Annotated in this window: 17 protein-coding genes; 5 read left to right on the top strand and 12 right to left on the bottom strand. The window is 59.5% G+C overall.

Translation table 11 applies throughout. The features are described 5' to 3' along the window. Positions 1-79: 79 nt before the first annotated feature. Together betB and betI are read right to left on the bottom strand one after the other, a co-directional pair. The gene (gene betB / locus PspR84_RS26900) at positions 80-1,552 is read right to left on the bottom strand and encodes a betaine-aldehyde dehydrogenase (RefSeq protein WP_160059717.1); all 1,473 of its coding nucleotides are present in this window, start codon (positions 1,550-1,552) and stop codon (positions 80-82) included. A gap of 88 nt (positions 1,553-1,640) precedes the next feature. Next, the gene (gene betI / locus PspR84_RS26895) at positions 1,641-2,234 is read right to left on the bottom strand and encodes a transcriptional regulator BetI (RefSeq protein WP_007918292.1); all 594 of its coding nucleotides are present in this window, start codon (positions 2,232-2,234) and stop codon (positions 1,641-1,643) included. 171 nt (positions 2,235-2,405) lie between these two features. Between betI and PspR84_RS26890 the strand changes: the two genes are divergently transcribed. Next, positions 2,406-2,600, top strand: a complete 195-nt coding sequence (locus tag PspR84_RS26890) for a hypothetical protein (RefSeq protein ID WP_160059716.1) — start codon at positions 2,406-2,408, stop codon at positions 2,598-2,600. 63 nt (positions 2,601-2,663) lie between these two features. Next, positions 2,664-4,661, top strand: a complete 1,998-nt coding sequence (betT, locus tag PspR84_RS26885) for a choline BCCT transporter BetT (RefSeq protein WP_160059715.1) — start codon at positions 2,664-2,666, stop codon at positions 4,659-4,661. A 240-nt stretch (positions 4,662-4,901) separates the two neighbouring features. Here betT and choV read toward each other — a convergent pair whose 3' ends face one another. The 3 genes from choV to PspR84_RS26870 form a co-directional block, all read right to left on the bottom strand. Next, positions 4,902-6,080, bottom strand: a complete 1,179-nt coding sequence (choV, locus tag PspR84_RS26880) for a choline ABC transporter ATP-binding protein (protein WP_064119193.1) — start codon at positions 6,078-6,080, stop codon at positions 4,902-4,904. Then, a complete protein-coding gene (gene choW, locus PspR84_RS26875; protein WP_016983941.1) occupies positions 6,077-6,922 on the bottom strand; it encodes a choline ABC transporter permease subunit in 846 nt (281 codons plus the stop codon). Before choW ends, choV begins: the two co-directional genes overlap by 4 nt. A gap of 66 nt (positions 6,923-6,988) precedes the next feature. Next, positions 6,989-7,933 (bottom strand): choline ABC transporter substrate-binding protein, encoded by a 945-nt coding sequence (locus PspR84_RS26870; protein ID WP_064119194.1) that lies wholly within the window; start codon positions 7,931-7,933, stop codon positions 6,989-6,991. A 437-nt stretch (positions 7,934-8,370) separates the two neighbouring features. On the opposite strand from PspR84_RS26870, the gene PspR84_RS26865 reads away from it, so the two are divergent. Both PspR84_RS26865 and PspR84_RS26860 read left to right on the top strand, forming a co-directional pair. After that, on the top strand, positions 8,371-9,747 hold the full coding sequence (locus tag PspR84_RS26865; protein ID WP_160059714.1) for an L-serine ammonia-lyase: 1,377 nt from the start codon (positions 8,371-8,373) through the stop codon (positions 9,745-9,747). A 514-nt stretch (positions 9,748-10,261) separates the two neighbouring features. Continuing rightward, on the top strand, positions 10,262-11,365 hold the full coding sequence (locus PspR84_RS26860) for a GlxA family transcriptional regulator (protein ID WP_007949927.1): 1,104 nt from the start codon (positions 10,262-10,264) through the stop codon (positions 11,363-11,365). Between the two features lie 88 nt (positions 11,366-11,453). Here the strand turns inward: PspR84_RS26860 and PspR84_RS26855 are convergent, their stop codons facing one another. The 6 genes from PspR84_RS26855 to PspR84_RS26830 all read right to left on the bottom strand — a co-directional run bounded on the left by PspR84_RS26855 (position 11,454) and on the right by PspR84_RS26830 (position 17,014). Next, positions 11,454-11,717: a hypothetical protein gene (locus PspR84_RS26855; RefSeq protein WP_160059713.1), complete on the bottom strand. Its 264-nt coding sequence runs from the start codon at positions 11,715-11,717 to the stop codon at positions 11,454-11,456. A 345-nt stretch (positions 11,718-12,062) separates the two neighbouring features. After that, the gene (locus PspR84_RS26850) at positions 12,063-13,226 is read right to left on the bottom strand and encodes a gamma-butyrobetaine dioxygenase (protein WP_160059712.1); all 1,164 of its coding nucleotides are present in this window, start codon (positions 13,224-13,226) and stop codon (positions 12,063-12,065) included. Positions 13,227-13,250: 24 nt separating this feature from the next. Continuing rightward, positions 13,251-13,727, bottom strand: a complete 477-nt coding sequence (locus PspR84_RS26845; RefSeq protein WP_160059711.1) for a thioesterase family protein — start codon at positions 13,725-13,727, stop codon at positions 13,251-13,253. Positions 13,728-13,954: 227 nt separating this feature from the next. Further along, positions 13,955-14,920 (bottom strand): L-carnitine dehydrogenase, encoded by a 966-nt coding sequence (locus PspR84_RS26840; RefSeq protein ID WP_160059710.1) that lies wholly within the window; start codon positions 14,918-14,920, stop codon positions 13,955-13,957. Positions 14,921-15,072: 152 nt separating this feature from the next. After that, a complete protein-coding gene (locus PspR84_RS26835) occupies positions 15,073-15,960 on the bottom strand; it encodes a 3-keto-5-aminohexanoate cleavage protein (protein ID WP_122612398.1) in 888 nt (295 codons plus the stop codon). Between the two features lie 109 nt (positions 15,961-16,069). Then, positions 16,070-17,014, bottom strand: a complete 945-nt coding sequence (locus PspR84_RS26830) for a choline ABC transporter substrate-binding protein (protein ID WP_160059709.1) — start codon at positions 17,012-17,014, stop codon at positions 16,070-16,072. A gap of 192 nt (positions 17,015-17,206) precedes the next feature. On the opposite strand from PspR84_RS26830, the gene PspR84_RS26825 reads away from it, so the two are divergent. Beyond that, complete coding sequence (locus PspR84_RS26825; protein ID WP_160059708.1) at positions 17,207-18,151, top strand: GlxA family transcriptional regulator; 945 nt, start codon at positions 17,207-17,209, stop codon at positions 18,149-18,151. Positions 18,152-18,273: 122 nt separating this feature from the next. Here the strand turns inward: PspR84_RS26825 and PspR84_RS26820 are convergent, their stop codons facing one another. Beyond that, a complete protein-coding gene (locus tag PspR84_RS26820) occupies positions 18,274-18,690 on the bottom strand; it encodes a DUF3010 family protein (protein WP_116028358.1) in 417 nt (138 codons plus the stop codon). Positions 18,691-18,711: the final 21 nt, after the last annotated feature.

Raw genomic sequence — 18,711 nt, 5'->3', positions numbered from 1 at the left:
TTCGAAATCGGGGAGGGCGGCAAACCCAAACTGCTTTTACTTGCAGCTTGAAACTTGCCGCTTGGAGCTGATCAGCTCATCAGAAAACTGAAACGTACTCACCCAGTTCGACTTGCACGGACTTGATGCGCGTGAAGTTATTGAGAGAGCTGATGCCATTTTCACGGCCAACACCCGACTGCTTGTAACCGCCGACCGGCATTTTTGCGTCGGACTCGCCCCAGGCGTTGATCCAGCAGATACCGGCTTCCAGTTGATGAATCACGCGGTGGGCGCGGTTCAGGTCTTTGGTGACGATACCGGCGGCCAGGCCGAAGTCGGTGTCGTTGGCGCGGCGGATCACTTCTTCTTCGGTCTCGTAGGAGAGGATCGCCATCACTGGGCCAAAGATTTCTTCACGAACGATGGTCATGTCGTCGGTGCAATCGGTGAACACGGTCGGAGCAACGAATGCGCCTTTGGCGAATTCGCCGTCGGTCAGACGGTCGCCGCCGCACAGCACGCGGGCGCCTTGCTCTTTACCCTTGGCGATGTAGCCCAGCACGCTTTCCATGTGCGCGAAGCTGACCAGCGGGCCGAAGTTGGTGTTCTCGTCTTCCGGGTTGCCGATGCGGATGCGTGCAACGCGTTCAACGATCTTGGCTTCGAAAGCGGCTTTCAGGTGCGCCGGAACAAACACGCGAGTGCCGTTGGTGCAGACCTGACCGGAGCTGTAGAAGTTGGCCATCATCGCGGTGTCGGCAGCGCGATCGAGATCGGCGTCGTCGCAGATGATCAGCGGGGACTTGCCGCCCAGTTCCATGGTCACGTCTTTCAGCGACGAAGCCGAAGCGCTGGCCATAACCTTCTTGCCAGTGTCGGTGCCGCCGGTGAAGGAGATTTTTTCGATGCGCGGGTGCTCGGTCAGCCAGGTGCCGACTTCACGGCCGCTGCCGGTCAGTACGTTGAACACGCCATTTGGAACGCCGGCTTCGGTGTAGATCTCGGCCAGTTTCAGGGTGGTCAGCGAGGTGACTTCGCTTGGTTTGAAGATCATCGCGTTACCGGCAGCCAGGGCTGGAGCGGATTTCCACAGGGCGATCTGGATCGGGTAGTTCCACGCGCCGATGCCGGCAACCACGCCCAGCGGCTCGCGACGGGTGTAGACGAAAGAAGTGTCACGCAGCGGGATCTGCTCGCCTTCGATGGCCGGCACCAGGCCTGCGTAATATTCCAGCACGTCAGCACCGGTAACGATGTCGACGTATTTGGTTTCGGAGAAGGATTTACCGGTGTCCAGGGTTTCCAGCGCGGCCAGTTCATCGTTGCGCTCGCGCAGGATGTCGACGGCGCGACGCAGGATGCGCGAGCGCTCCATGGCGGTCATCGCGGCCCAGATTTTCTGGCCCTTTTCAGCGCTGACCACGGCGCGCTCGACGTCTTCCTTGGTCGCACGTTGCACCAGTGCGAGGACTTCACCGTTAGCCGGGTTGATGGCTTCGAAGGTGGCATCGCTGCCGGCGTCAGAGTACGCGCCATCGATGTAAAGTTTTTGCAGTTCGAAACGGGCCATAGTGTCCTCGCAAGTGCATTGGTGGTTGGCGTTGACCACCGCGGTGAGGCTGCGGTGGCGTTCAGGGGCCGAGCGTTTTCTGTGTGCTCTAGCTCACCTTCTTGGCCAATTGGAAATCCATGTATTCGTAAGCGATCTGTTGCGCCTGCGCCGTGTCGAAAGCGTCTCCCGACAAAGCGCCGCGCAACCACAAGCCGTCAATCAACGCTGCCAGCCCCCGCGCTGCGCTGCGCGCATCTTCGAGCGACAACACACGGCGGAACTGACAGCACAGGTTGGAATACAGACGGTGATCGTTGATCCGCTGCAACCTGTGCAAAGACGGCTGGTGCATGCTGGTGGCCCAGAAGGCCAGCCAGGTTTTCATTGCCGGGCCATTGACCTGGCTGGCGTCGAAGTTGCCTTCGATGATCACCTGCAGATGCGCCCGTGGGCTGTCATCTGCCAGCGCCTGCCGGCGCGCGGTGACGCTCTCGCTGAGGGCGGTCATCAGATACCGCATCGTGGCGGCAATCAGGCCGTTCTTGTCCTGAAAGTAATGACTGATGATGCCATTCGAGACACCGGCCAAACGGGCGATCAGCGCAATGCTGGCGTCCCCCATTCCGACCTGATCGACCGCCTGCAAAGTGGCTTCGATCAGTTGTTGGCGGCGGATGGGTTGCATACCGACCTTGGGCATCTTGCACATCTCCTTAGGCCTTCCGAGCGACGAATGACGCCTATCGGATTGACGGCCAGTCTATTTTGTTTTGATTGAACGTTCAATCAACAAAGAATAAGATCTGCGACAAATCGTCGCTGCCTACAGATTTTTCCTACGTGTAAGTGGCGATAAAACCGACATCCGAAAATGCTCGAAACCTTTATGGGGCATGGCGCGGTTCGCGATTCGATGGACGTGTTGAAAGGGCAAGACGCTCAGGGCCAGGTTTCGGATGAACGTCCGTCCACCTTCGGCCACGAAAGCGATTCGCAGCGCCATTTCGGCAGGTTCGGGCATTTTTCGGGGTGTCTTTATATCACCCGCCGGTCGGCTGCCAACTAACCGATTGGTCGGGTTCCGTGTTGCCTTGTGTTCTTCTCTCGCACTGCCTGGAGCATTTGTGCCATGAGTTCTGCCTCGCTTATAAAGACCCCGCCCGAGAAGGTGACGGTCAACGGTTGGGTGTTTTACACCTCTACCGCGCTGATTCTGTTGTTGACCGCCATTCTGATTATCGCCCCGCAAGAGGCCGGCAGACTGTTGGGTATCGCTCAGGCCTGGTTGTCGCGCAGCTTCGGCTGGTACTACATGGTGGTCATCGCCGCCTATCTGGTGTTTGTGGTGGGCCTGGCGTTTTCCTCTTACGGCAAACTCAAACTGGGCAGCAAGGACGACACCCCGGATTTCAGTTACGGCGCCTGGGCGGGGATGCTGTTCTCGTCGGGTATCGGTATTTCGCTGCTGTACTTCGGCGCGTCCGAGCCACTGGATCACTACTTCAATCCGCCGGAAGGCGCCTCGGCCAGCAACCTGGCCGCGCGTCAGGCGGTACAGCTGACCTTCCTGCATTGGGGCCTGCATGGCTGGGCGATCTATGCACTGGTCGGTCTGGCCGTGGCGTATTTTGCTTACCGTCATAACCAGCCGCTGGCGTTGCGCTCGGCGCTGTATCCGCTGGTGGGCGAGCGTTGGGTCAAGGGCGCGGCCGGTCACGCGGTGGACGGCTTCGGCATGTTCGTGACCCTGCTGGGTCTGGTGACGAACCTGGGGATTGGTTCGCTGCAAGTGTCGTCGGGTCTGGAAAACCTGTTCGGCATGGAACACAGCAACACCAATCTGCTGATCGTGATCATCGTGATGAGTACCGTGGCGACCATCGCTGCCGTGTCCGGCGTGGAAAACGGCATCCGTCGTCTGTCCAACCTGAACATCGTGCTGTTCAGCGGCCTGCTGATTTTCGTCCTGCTGTTCGGCCCGACCTTGCACCTGCTCAACGGCTTCGTGCAAAACATCGGTGACTACCTCAATGGCATCGTGCTGAAAACCTTCGACCTTTATGTGTACGAAGGCGACAACGCCAAGTCCGAGCGCTGGATGGGCCTGTGGACTCTGTTCTACTGGGCGTGGTGGATTTCCTGGGCGCCATTCGTCGGCATGTTCATCGCGCGTATTTCCCGTGGTCGTACCGTCCGTGAGCTGGTGGCTGGCGTGCTGCTGATTCCGCTGGGCTTCACACTGGCCTGGCTGTCGATCTTCGGTAACTCGGCACTGGATCTGGTGATGAACCATGGCGCGGTGGAGCTCGGCAAGACGGCGCTGGAACAGCCGTCGATGGCGATCTATCAATTGCTTGAACACTACCCGGCGTCGAAAGTCGTCATCGGTGTGTCGATCTTTGTTGGCTTCGTGCTGTTCCTGACCCCGGCCGACTCCGGCGCGGTGATGATGGCGAATCTGTCCTGCAAGGGCGGCAACGTCGACGAAGATGCGCCGCACTGGCTGCGGATCTTCTGGTCGGTGGTGATCACCCTGGTGACCATCGGTCTGCTGTTTGCCGGTAACTTCGAAGCCATGCAAACCATGGTGGTGCTGGCCGGTCTGCCGTTCTCGGTGGTGCTGGTGTTCTTCATGTTCGGCCTGCACAAGGCGATGCGCCAGGACGTGCAGATCGAACAGGAGCAGGCGCAACTGGCGGAGCGCGGTCGTCGTGGTTTCAGCGAGCGTCTGACGCAACTGGACCTGCAACCGAGCCAATCGGTAGTGCAGCGCTTCATGGACAAGCAAGTCAGCCCGGCGCTGGAAGATGCCACCGCGCAGATGCGTGCGCAGGGTCTGCAAGTGCAGACGCTGTTGGGTAAATCCAAACGCTGCATGGGCGTGCGCGTCGAGATGGAAGAGGGCAACCCTTTCGTTTACGAAGTGAGCCTTGACGGCTATCTGGCGACCCCGACCGAATCGGCGCAGTCCGATGAAGCGCGCCAGCGTTACTACCGCGCTGAAGTTTATCTGCACAACGGCAGCCAGGATTACGACCTGATGGGCTTCACGCAGGATCAGATCACACGCGATGTGCTCGATCAGTTTGAAAGCCATCGGCAGCTCCTTGGCCGGGTGTACAGCTAAAGTCAAAAGCCCCCTCACCCCAACCCTCTCCCCAAGGGAGAGGGGGAAAGGGAGCAGATCGGGGGCTTTTCAAGACCTGAGTTCGATTCGATTTCTCAGGTCGGTGTAGCTCGAAAGTACAACTCGGTCAGTCCCCTCTCCCTCCGGGAGAGGGCTAGGCGGGCGGCGTTCCGATGAGGGGCTTTTCCCTGACCCAATAAAAAAGGGATCGCTCACCGCGATCCCTTTTTTTATCCCGCCTTAACCGAGGTTCTTGCCCAACAGCGCGTGATACAGCTCGCTGTCGCCCAGGATCCCCACCACATGATTGTCATCGTGCAGCACCAGCTTGTTGCCGGTCTGATAACGAATCTGCAGCGCATCGCGCATACCGATGTTCGAGTCCACCAGTGTCGGCTTGCGCTCTAGCCCTTCCACCGCTTGTCCCGGTGCCCAGTTCTGCAGGTTCAGCACCGAACCATTCTGCCGCGCGCCCTTGATGGTGTTGCCTTCGGCCAGGTCCAGCCACGAATCGCCGCCCGGATCGAGACACACCGAACCGTTGATACGTTTGCACTTGTCCAGTGTGCGCATCAGGCTGCGGCCGCAGAGCACGTTGAGCGGATTGGTGTGTGCGACGAAGGTGCGCACATAGTCGTCCGCCGGGTTCAGCACGATCTCTTCCGGCACGCTGTACTGGATGATCCGGCCGTCTTTCATGATCGCGATGCGGCTACCCAATTTGAGCGCCTCATCAAGGTCGTGACTCACAAACACGATGGTCTTGTTGAGCTTGCGTTGCAGCTCCAGCAGTTCATCCTGCAGACCCTGACGGATCAGCGGGTCGAGCGCCGAGAACGGTTCGTCCATCAGCAGAATGTCGGCGTCCATCGCCAGCGCCCGCGCCAGACCGACACGCTGCTGCATGCCGCCGGAGAGTTCGTCAGGCTTCTTGTTGCGCCATTGGGTCAGGCCAACCAGTTCGAGTTTTTCGTCGACCAGTTTCTTGCGCTCCTTCTCCGGGCGACCCTGCATTTCCAGACCGAAACTGATGTTCTCGCGCACCGTCAACCACGGCATCAGGGCGAACTTCTGGAACACCATGGCGATGCGTTTGGTGCGCATCATTTTCAGCTCGGCCGGGGTGCAGGAGGCGATGTCGATCTGGCGGTTTTCATGCTCGACGAACAACTTGCCGCGGCTCACGGTGTTGAGTCCGTTGATGCAGCGCAGCAGGCTCGACTTGCCGGAACCGGACAGGCCCATCAGCACGCAGATCTCGCCTTTGTTGATGTCCAGCGTGGCTTTTTCCACACCGACGATCTGTCCGGTCTTCTTCAGGATCTCGTTGCGGGTCATGCCCTGATCGAGCAGCTTGAGTGCCTCGCGCGGATCTTTGGAGAAGATTACGTCAACGTCTTCGAAGCGAATTATGCTCATGCGTCACCCCCTACTTTGGCGTCGGGTTGTTTGCAGATACGGTCGAGCATGATCGCCAGCAGTACGATCGCCAGGCCCGCTTCGAAGCCCAGAGCGATATCAGCAGTGTTCAGTGCGTTGACCACCGGTTTGCCGAGTCCGTCGGCGCCCACCAGTGCGGCGATCACCACCATCGACAGCGACAGCATGATGCACTGGGTGATGCCGGCTGCGATGCTCGGCATGGCGTGAGGCAGTTCGATCCGTGAGAGCAATTGGCGACGCGAGCAGCCGAAGGCTTTGCCGGCGTCCATCAGTTCTTGCGGGACATCGCGGATGCCCAGGTAGGTCAGGCGGATCGGCGCAGCGATGGCGAACACCACCGTAGAGATCAGGCCCGGGACCACACCCAGCCCGAAGAGGGTCAGGGTAGGAATGAGGTAAACGAAGGTCGGTACGGTCTGCATCAGATCGAGTACCGGACGCATGACAGTGTAGAACATCGGTTTGTGCGCAGCGACGATGCCCAGCGGCACGCCGATGACCACGCAGACCAGGGTCGCGAACATGACCTGGGCGAGGGTTTCCATGGTTTCCTGCCAGTACCCCAGATTGAGGATCAGCAGGAAGGAGGCGATCACGAAAGCGGTCAATCCCCATTTGCGCTGGATCAGGTGCGCGAGCAGGGCGATCAGGCCAATCAAGACCAGTGGGTTGAACCAGGTCAGCGCAAACGTCACGCCGTGGATCATCGTTTCCAGGGTCACGGCGATTGCGTCGAAGGTGTTGGCGCCGTGTTGCGTCAACCATTCAACGAAGCCCGCGATGTACTGGCCTAAAGGTATTTTCTGATCAATCAGCATGGTAGTGAACGTCCGCATGCAAGGAAATAAACAGCCCGGGTGGGCGAGCCCACCCGGCATAAGCGATTACTGAAGCTTGGCTTTCACGGCCTCCAGGCCAGGTTTACCGTCAATGGTGGTCACGCCAGCGAGCCAGGTATCGAGCACTTGTGGATTCTTTTTCAGCCAGGCCTTGGCGGCCGCGTCAGGCTTCATCTTGTCGTCGAGGATGTTGCCCATCAGTTCGCTTTCCATGTCGACGGTGAACTCCAGGTTCTTCAGCAACTGACCGACGTTGCTGCATTCCGCGGCGTAACCCTTGCGGGTGTTGGTTGCCACGGTCGCCGCACCGAAATCGGGGCCGAAGAAATCATCGCCACCGGTCAGGTATTGAATCTTGAAGCGCTTGTTCATCGGGTGCGGCGCCCAGCCGAGGAAGACCACGGCGGTGTCGCGTTTTTGCGCGCGGTCAACCTGCGAGAGCATGCCCGCTTCGGAGGATTCGACGACTTTGAAACCCGCGGTCTTCAGGCCGAAGGCGTCTTTGTCGATCATGCTCTGGATCAGACGGTTACCGTCGTTGCCAGGCTCGATGCCGTAGATTTTGCCGTCGAGTTCTTTCTTGAATTTGGCGATGTCGGCGAAGTCATGCAGACCTTTGTCATACAGGGCTTGCGGCACGGCGAGGGTGTACTTGGCGCCCTTGAGATTGGTGCGCACGGTTTCCACAGTGCCGGCATCGCGGTAAGCCTTGATGTCGTTTTCCATGGTCGGCATCCAGTTGCCGAGGAACACATCCATGTTCTTGCCGTCGGCCAGCGACTTGTAGGTCACGGGCACGGAGATCATGGTGGTCTTGGTCTTGTAGCCGAGGGCGTTGAGGACTACGGAGGTGGTGGCGGTGGTGGCGGTGATGTCGGTCCAGCCGACATCAGAGAAGTTAACGGTACTGCACTGCGCCGGTTCTGCAGCTTGCGCCAGTAACGGCAGACTCAGCATGGCGGCCAACAACAACGATGGGGAACCTTTCATGGATGGACTCCTTGGTGTTTTTTTTGGCAGTGTTCCGACTGTGGACCACCGCACTTATAGGTTGCGGTTGGATGGCGTTCTGGAGACAGCTCTGTCACGGCGCCTTGCAATCGAGTCATAACGATCATGTACCAGTGAAAATCTGACGCCTACAGGGGGGGTCGTATCCAGTACAGGGATGGTCGCATCCAGTGTCAGTGACGTCGTTTACAGCTTTTTTCTGCCCCGAATGGCCATCTGAACCGCACAAAAACGTCGAAAAACCGGGGCGAAAACGGCGCGGCGCTGGTGGACATGAGTGCGTCGGTGTCAGACGCCGTGCGTCCCGACAAAAGCCTGATGATGCGGGCATTCCGGCGGAACGCAGCTTGAGCGTAGCAGCTCCGCCAGCGGGCGCTTTTGCGTCCCGGACCGGTATCCTCAGGAGCTCTGCAGCAATGGCTATCAGCGTTTTCGACCTGTTCAAAATCGGCATCGGCCCGTCCAGTTCCCACACCGTCGGGCCGATGCGCGCCGCGGCGTTGTTCGTCGAGTCGCTGCGCGACAAGCACCAGTTGGAACAGGTGCGCCGTATAGAAGTGCAACTGTTCGGATCGCTGTCAGCCACGGGCATTGGTCACGGCAGCGACAACGCGGTGATCATGGGGCTGATGGGCGAGTGGCCGGACGCAATCGACCCGTCGCAAATCGGCCCGCGCATTCAGGCGCTGCGCGAAACCCACACGCTTTTCCTGGATGGTCGTTTATCGGTGCCGTTTGTCTGGGCTCGGGACATGCGTCTGATCGATGAGAACCTGCCGTTCCATCCCAATGCCATGACCCTTGTTGCCGAGGGCGATCACGGCGAACTGCACCGCGACACTTACTACTCGGTGGGGGGCGGCTTTGTCGTCGATCAAGCGCAGGCGTCCAGCGGCGTGGTCGATCTGGATCGCACTGAATTGCCTTATGACTTTTCCAGTGCGGTCGAGCTGCTGGAGCTGTGCAAGAACAATAACCTGCGCGTTGCCGAACTGATGATGGCCAACGAAAAGGTCTGGCGCAGTGAAGAAGAGATTCGCACCGGTCTGATGAAGCTGTGGCGGGCGATGCAGGATTGCGTCGAGCAGGGGCTCAAGCACGAAGGCATCCTGCCCGGCGGTTTGAATGTGCGCCGGCGTGCGGCGAAGTTGCATCGCAGCCTGCAGGAACTGGGTAAGCCCAATGTGATCGGCTCGACGCTCAGCGCCATGGAGTGGGTCAACCTGTTCGCCCTCGCGGTTAATGAAGAAAACGCGGCTGGCGGGCGCATGGTCACGGCGCCGACCAATGGCGCGGCGGGAATTATTCCGGCGGTGCTGCACTATTTTATGAAGTTCAGCGAAGCGGTGACGGACGCCAATGTGGTCGACTACTTCCTGGGTGCGGCGGCGGTGGGGATTCTGTGCAAGAAGAATGCTTCGATCTCTGGCGCTGAGGTTGGCTGTCAGGGTGAGGTCGGTTCAGCGTGCGCAATGGCGGCGGCGGGGCTGGCGGAGATTCTTGGCGCTACACCGGAGCAGTTGTGCAACGCGGCGGAGATTGGCCTGGAACATAACCTCGGGCTGACCTGCGATCCGGTCGGTGGCCTCGTGCAAGTGCCGTGCATCGAGCGCAATGCAATTGCCGCGGTAAAGGCGATCAACGCGGCGCAGATGGCGTTGCGCGGCGATGGTCAGCACTTTATCTCGCTGGACCGGGTGATCCGCACCATGCGTGATACCGGCGCTGACATGCATGACAAATATAAGGAGACCTCGCGGGGTGGCCTGGCGGTCAGTGCGGTTGAGTGCTGAGACCGAGTCGCCTCAATCGCGAGCAGGCTCACTCCTACATTTGGAACGCGTTCCCCTGTAGGAGTGAGCCTGCTCGCGATAGCGTCAGACCAGTCAAAATTGCTCATCAAGTGAACACAGACAATAAATCACGCCACCTTTTAGCGCGTCGCAAACAGATAAGAGTCTTTCCCACCTGTTACATATGATCTGCATCCCTACCGTCCGTCACCCGTGCCTGCGGTGACACTCCCCACAAACTGCACGCAGGCCAGTTCCCACAAGTGCTACCGATTTGCTCACACGCTGCGGGGCAGGGCTTTCACCGACGCTGATGGCACTTCGAAATACCTTTCGTCGGACGTCTCGAATAGACACGTCGCGACGTCGTTTTCAGGAGTTATTGAACGGCCATCCAATTTTAGGCATGGCAATTGCTCTGTCATAACAAAGCCCGTCTCCCACGCGAGAACGCTGGCAATAACAAGAGCCTCCGCCTGAGGCCATCACCCGCTTTGTGTGAGGAGATACCGCGATGACGTCGTTCAACTCCGGGGCCCAACCCCAGAACCGTGCGCCTCAATCCATCGGCTTTCTGCTGCTGGACAATTTCACGCTGATTTCTCTGGCCTCCGCAGTAGAACCTCTGCGCATGGCCAACCAATTGTCCGGTCGCGAGCTGTATCGCTGGAGCACCCTCACCGTCGATGGCGGCCAGGTGTGGGCCAGTGACGGTCTGCAAATCACTCCCGACGCTTCCATGCACAAAGCCCCGCCACTGGACACCGTGATTGTCTGCGGCGGTATCGGCATTCAACGCACCGTTACCCGTGAGCACGTTTCCTGGCTGCAAAGCCAGGCGCGTCAGTCCAAGCGCCTCGGCGCCGTGTGCACCGGCAGTTGGGCACTGGCTTGCGCCGGCCTGCTCGACGGTTTCGATTGCAGCGTGCACTGGGAATGTCTGGCGGCGATGCAGGAAGCTTTCCCGCGCGTGGCGATGAGTACGCGTCTGTTTACCCTCGACCGTAACCGTTTCACCAGCTCCGGCGGCACCGCGCCGCTGGACATGATGCTGCACCTGATCAGCCGCGATCACGGCCGTGAACTGTCCGCCGCGATCTCGGAGATGTTCGTCTACGAACGCATCCGCAACGAACAGGATCACCAGCGCGTGCCGCTCAAGCACATGCTCGGCACCAACCAGCCGAAGCTGCAGGAAATCGTCGCGCTGATGGAAGCCAACCTCGAAGAGCCGATCGACCTCGACGAACTGGCGGTGTACGTCGCCGTGTCGCGTCGACAGCTGGAGCGGTTGTTCCAGAAATACCTTCACTGCTCGCCGTCGCGTTACTACTTGAAGCTGCGTCTGATCCGCGCCCGGCAGTTGCTCAAGCAGACGCCGATGTCGATCATCGAAGTGGCGTCGGTGTGTGGTTTTGTCTCGACGCCGCACTTCTCCAAGTGCTACCGCGAATACTTCGGCATTCCGCCGCGGGACGAGCGAGTAGGCTCCAACACCACCCAGCAAGTGGCGATGCTGCCGCTGCCGCAGGCCATCGTGATGTCGCCGCTGTCGGGGCCGATGTCGGCGTTGAGTCAGGCGCGTAATGAATCGACGTTTGCCAGCGTAAGGCTGTAAGGCAAAAGATCGCAGCCTGCGGCAGTTCCTACAGGGATATGCGTTCCAATGTAGGAGCTGCCGAAGGCTGCGATCTTTTGATCTGCTGTCAGGCGCTATGGCTTTGCTGGTAGTCCGCCAATGCCGGCAGTAATTGTTTGTCGATCGCCTGACGTACCGCCGGCTGAATGCTGGCGCCGCTGGTGTACATATCCTTGACCATTTTGCGCAGTTCAAACGCGCGAACATTATCCAGACCGCGCACCGCGCACTGGCAGGCCTGATCGGCGGTCGTGCCACTGGGCACTTGAATACCCAACGCTTTGAGCTGGCCCAGCAAATCTTCCTGATCGATCAAATCGGCATACATCATGACGCGCATCCTTCTTCGGTAACGGAGGTCGTGGCTCGATTCTGGTAGCCACGTCGGGGCACGGCAAGGGCGTTTTGTCGCAGTGGCTGCGACGGCTATGAACAGGTCGTTTTCGGCTAACTCGCCGCTCAAGGGAGTGGGCACACTGAACTCAGCTTGCAACACGAAGGTTTGGTCACCCTCGCACGGCAGCTCCTCAACAGTAGCTTGAGCCCCGAACCAGTCACGGCTGGTATCGGGGCTTTTTTTGCCTGCTTATAAAAGCAAAGATCGCAGCCTTCGGCAGCTCCTACAGGGAACGCATTCCAATGTAGGAGCTGCCGAAGGCTGCGATCTTTTTATGGTTTAGCGTTGCAGCACCAGAATCCGCGATAACAACTCATCCCGATCGATATAGCAGCCTTGGAAGTGCCGCGCTCCGGTGGCCGGGTCAAAGGCATTGCGCGCGTGCAGCGTGCGGCGATTATCAAAGCACCACAACTCTCCAGGATTGAGCCGCTGTAGCAGCCGGAATCGTGGCTCGCGCGTCATCGCGATAAACCGCCGATACGCCCGATACAACACCGACATCTGCTCCACCGAGGTATCAAATGCGCCACGCAAAAAGTTCGCCATGCGAATTTCCGCCACTCGTCCCAAGGCATCCAAAGCAATGATCGGCGCCAGGCAGCGATAGTCGCTATGGCGATCCTTGTTGCGAAACTCCACGGGGATTTCACACAGCGCCTGAAACGCTGCCGGGTCCTCACTGCGCAACGCATCGGCAATCGAAAATCCGTCGACAAAAATACTCTCGCCACCCTCGGCGTCATTTACCAGGCAATGCAGAAATTGCAGCCCCGGTTGCAGCTCACGGGTCGGCAGATCAGTGTGCAACGGCAAATTGAAAGCGGTGTAGGCATTGCTGTCGGCATCGGCCTTGGATTGCACGTTGAACAGCACGCCGAAGTTGCTTTCGCGGATAAAGGAAATGCGCTGCGCGATAAGTGTCAGTGAACCGGGTTCGCTGGGTACGCCGCGCACTTGCGTCAGGCCGATGTCGCGCACGGCGAGCAGCCATTGCAGCAGCGCGGCGTTATCGTTCATCAGTGCCACGTATTCGAACACCGGCAACTGCAAATCGCTACGCCAAAGATAAGGCTTGGGCTTGGCGGCCAAGCGTTCGGCGCGGGATTCATCGTCGTAGGCGTGCGCGCGTAACCAGCCCGGATCGAAACGGCTGAGGTGACCGTCCTGCCAGTCGATGCGTAGGCAGCCGTGGGTATCGATATGCGCGGCAGCAGGTTTGAGGTCTTCAGTGGCATCGACAATCTCGAAGACCTGTTCGCGGGTGATGTTGTAGACGCACTGTGGACACGGGCAGTTGTCCCGCAACCAGACATGGTGGAACGGGCTGATGCGCCCGTCAGCCCATTCAATGGCAACACGATCCGCCAGGCTCTGCACGCCACCGAGCGCGCTGATCAACGGATAAGTACGGAAATCGGCAACAGCGGCAGCGGTGTTCATGGCGGCTCCTTGCGATCGATGGATTTACCTTGCAGGCGGCAGCGCGATGACGCGGCCGATGTAAGCGGGAGCAGGCAAGTCTTTCTGCTCGGCGACGATGCTTTGCAGGCGGCTCAGGGTGTCCGCGCTGAACGGCGCCGAGCGCGGGCCGGCGAGGTCGACGTGCAAGAGCATTTGTTCATTGCCGGCCAGTTCCTGATCCTCACCGACCTTGTGCAGGCTGTGATAGAGGTGCAGGCGTTTGCTGTCGTGGCCAATGATTTGCGTGCGTACTTCGACTTCGGTGTCGAGCTTCACTTCGTGCAGGTAATTGAGGTGCAATTCGAGGGTGAACAGTGAATGGCCGCTGGCTTCGCGGTTGTTGCTGTCCATGCCGAGGCGATCCATCAGGGCGTCGGTGGCGTAGCTGAAAATCAGCAGGTAAAAGGCGTCGCGCAGGTGACTGTTGTAGTCGACCCAGTCGGGGATGATTCTGGTTTGGTAGGTGGTGAGGTTGGGCATGGTTTGGGTTCCGGCAGTGGGCGGGTCGTTAAGATCAAGAGCTACCCCCTCACCCCAGCCCTCTCCCCCAAGGGGGCGAGGGGGAAAGGGAGCAAATTTTCGAGCTTTTCGAGTCCTGAGTTCGGCTCGATGGTGCAAGTCGGCGTAACTCGAACAATCAGCGCGGTCAGTCCCCTCTACCTCTGGGAGAGGGCTAGGGTGAGGGCTGCAATGTCACGGCAGACATATCACTCGCTGAACGCCATCCCATGCTTCTCCTTGGTGGTCTTCACCGCCTCCAGCACAGCCAGCAAACAATCATCACGATAGCGCTCCAGCGCCGAAATACTGTGACGGCCGAGCTGATCGCTGGTGCCATCGACCACGTCATCGATCAACTTGTCAGTCAGCTCCGGCGCCGGCAGATAGGTCCACGGCAACTGCAACGCCGGGCCGAATTGCGACATGAAGTGGCGCATTCCCGCATCACCACCGGCCAGGGTGTAGGTCAGGAATGTGCCCATGAACGACCAGCGTAGACCGGCGCCAAAGCGGATCGCATCGTCGATTTCGCCAGTGGTGGCGACACCGTCGTTGACCAGGTGCAGCGCTTCACGCCATAGCGCTTCGAGCAAGCGGTCGGCAATAAACCCCGGCACCTCCTTGCGCACATGCAACGGGCGCATGCCGAGGGATTCGTAGACTTTCATTGCTGCCTGAATGGCTTGCGGCGCGGTGTTCTTGCCGCCGACTACCTCTACCAAAGGCAGCAGATAAACCGGGTTGAACGGGTGGCCGACCACGCAGCGTTCCGGGTGCGTTGAACTCTCGTAAAACTCGCTCGGCAACAGGCCCGACGTACTCGAACCGATCAACGCATTGGGCTTGGCTGCGGCGCTGATTTTGCTGTGCAGATCAAGTTTCAGCTCCAGACGTTCCGGGGCGCTTTCTTGAATGAAATCGGCATCGCGCACGCACTCTTCGATAGTCGCGACAAAGCGCAGGCGATCCTGCGAAGCGCCCGGCGCCAGACCGTTTTTCTCCAGCGCCCCCCAGGCATTGGCCACGCGTTTGCGCAGTGCTGCTTCGGCGCCGGGCGCCGGATCCCAGGCCACCACGTCGAGGCCATAGGCGAGGGCACGGGCCACCCAGCCACTACCGATGACACCGCTGCCCAGCGCGGCGAAGGTTTTGATTTCGGTGATAAAGCTCATTGGATTTTTCCCGAGTAAGGTGATCCCTGTAGGAGCTGCCGAAGGCTGCGATCTTTTGATCTTGCTTCTAAAAATCAAAGTCAAAAGATCGCAGCCTTCGGCAGCTCCTACAGGTTAAAAGTGGGGCCAGTCAGGCTCGTTTTTGGGATAGGTCAGCCGCGCTGGGTCAGGCCCATTTTCTTGCGGCCCTCAGCCGGGGTCAGCACGCGGGCGCCGAGGCGGCTGAGGATCTCGCTGGCGCGCTCGACCAATTGGCCGTTGGTCGCCAGCACGCCTTTGTCCAACCACAGGTTGTCCTCCAGCCCGACCCGTACGTTGCCGCCCAGCAACACCGCTTGCGCAGCCATCGGCATCTGCATCCGGCCAATGCCAAAGCCGGCCCATACCGCGTCGGCTGGCAGGTTATCGACCATGGCTTTCATGGTGGTGGTATCCGCCGGCGCGCCCCACGGGATGCCCAGGCACAGCTGGAACAACGGGTTATCGAGCAGACCTTCCTTGATCATCTGCTTGGCGAACCAGAGGTGACCGGTGTCGAAAATCTCCAGCTCGGCCTTCACGCCCAACTCGGTGATGCGCTTGGCGCCGGCACGCAGTTGCGCCGGTGTGGAGACGTAAATGGTGTCGCCATCGCCGAAGTTCAGCGTGCCGCAATCGAGGGTGCAGATTTCCGGCAACAGCTCTTCAACGTGCGCCAGACGAGTCAACGGGCCGACCAGATCGGTGTTCGGGCCGAACTCCATCGGTTTCTCGCCGGCGCCGATTTCCAGGTCGCCGCCCATGCCGGCAGTCAGGTTGACGATGATGTCGACGTCGGCCTCGCGGATGCGCTCCATCACTTCGCGGTACAGCGCCACGTCACGGCTGAACTTGCCGGTCTGCGGATCGCGCACATGGCAATGCACAACGGTGGCGCCGGCCTTGGCTGCTTCAACGGCGGCGGCAGCGATTTGTTTCGGGGTGACCGGCACGTGCGGGCTCTTGGCGGTCGTGTCGCCAGCACCGGTGAGTGCGCAGGTGATGATGACGTCGTGGTTCATGGTGCGGTTTCCTTCAGGCGTGATGGGTCTGTCCGCAGCCCTTTGCCGGGCTGCGAAGCGTCGTTCAGTTCCCTCTCCCAACGGGAAAGGGCTAGGGTGAGGGTGGCGGTTATTTGCTGGTCAGCTGAAGATTTTCAGCCGCCGGTTTGCCATCGAACGTGGTCACACCTTCCAGCCAGCGCTGCTTGTCTTCGGGGTGATCCTTGAGCCATTGCTTGGCCGATTCGAAGGCGTCCTTGTGGTCGAGCAGCGGTTGCATCATCCGGCTCTCGTCTTCGGCGGTGAACGTCAGGTTGGTCAGCAGACGGCCAACGTTCGGGCACTGCTCAGCGTATTTCGGCGCGGTCACCGTCCACACGGTGGCCATGCCTTCGTTCGGACCAAGGGCATCGTCGCTGCCGGTCAGGTAAGTCATCTGCACGTTGACGTTCATCGGGTGCGGCGCCCAACCGAAGAACACCACGGCTTCCTTGCGGCGCACGGCGCGGTCGACGGCGGCGAGCATGCCGGCTTCGCTGGACTCGACCAGCTGGAACTTGCCGAGGCCGAACTGGTTCTTGGTGATCATTGCCTTGATCTGCGTGTTGGCGCCCGAGCCCGGTTCGATGCCGTAGATCTTGCCGCCCAGTTCTTTTTCAAACCTGGCGATGTCGGCGAAGGTTTTCAGGCCCTTGTCGGCCAGATAAGTCGGCACGGCGAGGGTCGCACGGGCATCTTTCAGGCTTGGCGCTTCGAGGACTTTGACCTGATTGGCGTCGACGAACGGGGTGATGGTCTGGGTCATCAGCGGGTTCCAGTAACCGAGGAACAGGTCCAGGCGCTGATCGCGGATCCCGGCGAAGATGATTTGCTGGGACGCACTGGTTTGTTTGGTGTTGTAGCCGAGGCCGTCGAGCAGGACCTGGGTCATGGCACTGGTGGCGATCACGTCGGTCCAGTTGACCACGCCCATGCGCACGTTCTGGCACGAGGCGGGTTCGGCCGCCATGACGCTGGCGCTCAAGAAAGCGGTACCGCTGAGTGCAAGAACACAGCTGCTGATCAGTCGTTTCATGTCGGGTTCCTCGGCAGGTGGTTTATTGTGGTTCCCGGCGTCTGATGCGCCGGTGATGCCAAGTTACGCAGCTATGCGCCTGTGAAAACGCACTGCGGCGACTGGCATTTGCACTGTAGCGACCTGTGCGCTTGAACGCTGACGACAATCGGCGTATCAACATCCCACGCTACCCGCCGACCGAGGGCGCCCATGTCCCAGGATTTCTACTTTTTGCTGATGCCCGGCTTCTCCGCCATTGGCTTTATCTCCGCGATCGAACCGCTGCGCGTGGCCAACCGCTTTCGTGGCGAGTTGTATCGCTGGCACGTGTTGAGCGCTGATGGCGGGGCGGTGCTGGCGAGCAATGGCATGTCGGTCAACGCCGATGCAGCGCTGGAGCCGCTGAAAAAAGGCGCGACGTTATTGGTGGTGGCCGGGTTTGAGCCGCTGAAATTTGCCACGCCGGTGCTGGAACATTGGCTGCGGCGGCTGGATAACGATGGCGTGACGCTGGGCGCCATTGACACGGGCAGCTTTGTCCTTGCCGAAGCCGGGTTGCTTGAGGGCCATCGCCTGACCCTGCACTGGGAAGCGATCGATGCCTTCAAGGAATCTTATCCACAGCTCAGCGTGACCCAGGAATTGTTCGAGATCGACCGTCGACGGATCACCTCGGCGGGTGGCACCGCTTCCATTGATTTAATGCTCGATTTGATCGCTCAGGCCCATGGGCCGCAGCTGGCGATTCAGGTCAGTGAGCAGTTTGTGCTGGGGAGGATTCGCCCGCGCAAAGACCACCAGCGTATGGAAGTTGCTACGCGTTACGGGATCAACAACAAGAAACTGGTGCAGGTGATCGGCGAGATGGAGCAGCACAGCGAACCGCCGCTGACCACGCTGCAATTGGCGGAATCGATCAAGGTCACGCGACGGCAACTGGAGCGCTTGTTTCGGCTGCATCTGAACGACACACCGAGCAATTTCTATCTGCGGCTAAGGCTGGAAAAGGCCCGACAGCTGCTGCGCCAGACTGACATGAGCGTGCTCGAAGTCAGCATCGCCTGCGGCTTCGAATCACCGTCGTATTTCACCCGCAGCTACCGCGCACGCTTCGCCCGCTGCCCGCGCGAAGACCGCCGTACCGCACAGGCCTGAATTGGATGCACCCAAAACCCCTGTAGGAGTGAGCCTGCTCGCGATAGCGGTAAGTCAGACAACACTGATGTCGACTGACACTTCGTCATCGCGAGCAGGCTCACTCCTACAGTTTGATCGGGTTACTTCTTCAGCAGCGCCGAACACGCCGCCTTATAAGCCTCATGCTGATACTTGTTCAACGTCCCCGGCAGTTCAAAATTATGCTTCTTCGCCTGCGCATTGATCGTCTGCGGCGACAACAATGTCACCTCACACCCATCCAGCAGCTGCAAAATCCCTTCAATCTTGAACGTCGTCGGCCCACCGGCAAACTCACCCTTCTTGCTGCGTTTCTTGATCGCAATCCGGTCAACCGAATTCTCCCGCACAAACGACGCCACCTGCGCCGCAAAGAGCTTAACGTTTGCCGCTTCGTCATCGTCTTCGAGGGCGATCTTCTTGGTGGCAAGGGGAATGTGGCTCAGGGTCGAACCGTCGAGAGCGGCCACGGCGATGATCGCTTCGCTGCCTTTGATTTCGATGCCGCAGATGTTCATGGGGAATTCCTTGAAGTGAAG

It is taken from the genome of Pseudomonas sp. R84, assembly GCF_009834515.1.
Lineage (GTDB): Bacteria > Pseudomonadota > Gammaproteobacteria > Pseudomonadales > Pseudomonadaceae > Aquipseudomonas.
The sequence above is the reverse complement of the archived record's forward strand: the minus strand, read 5'-3'. Positions and strand labels throughout refer to the sequence as shown.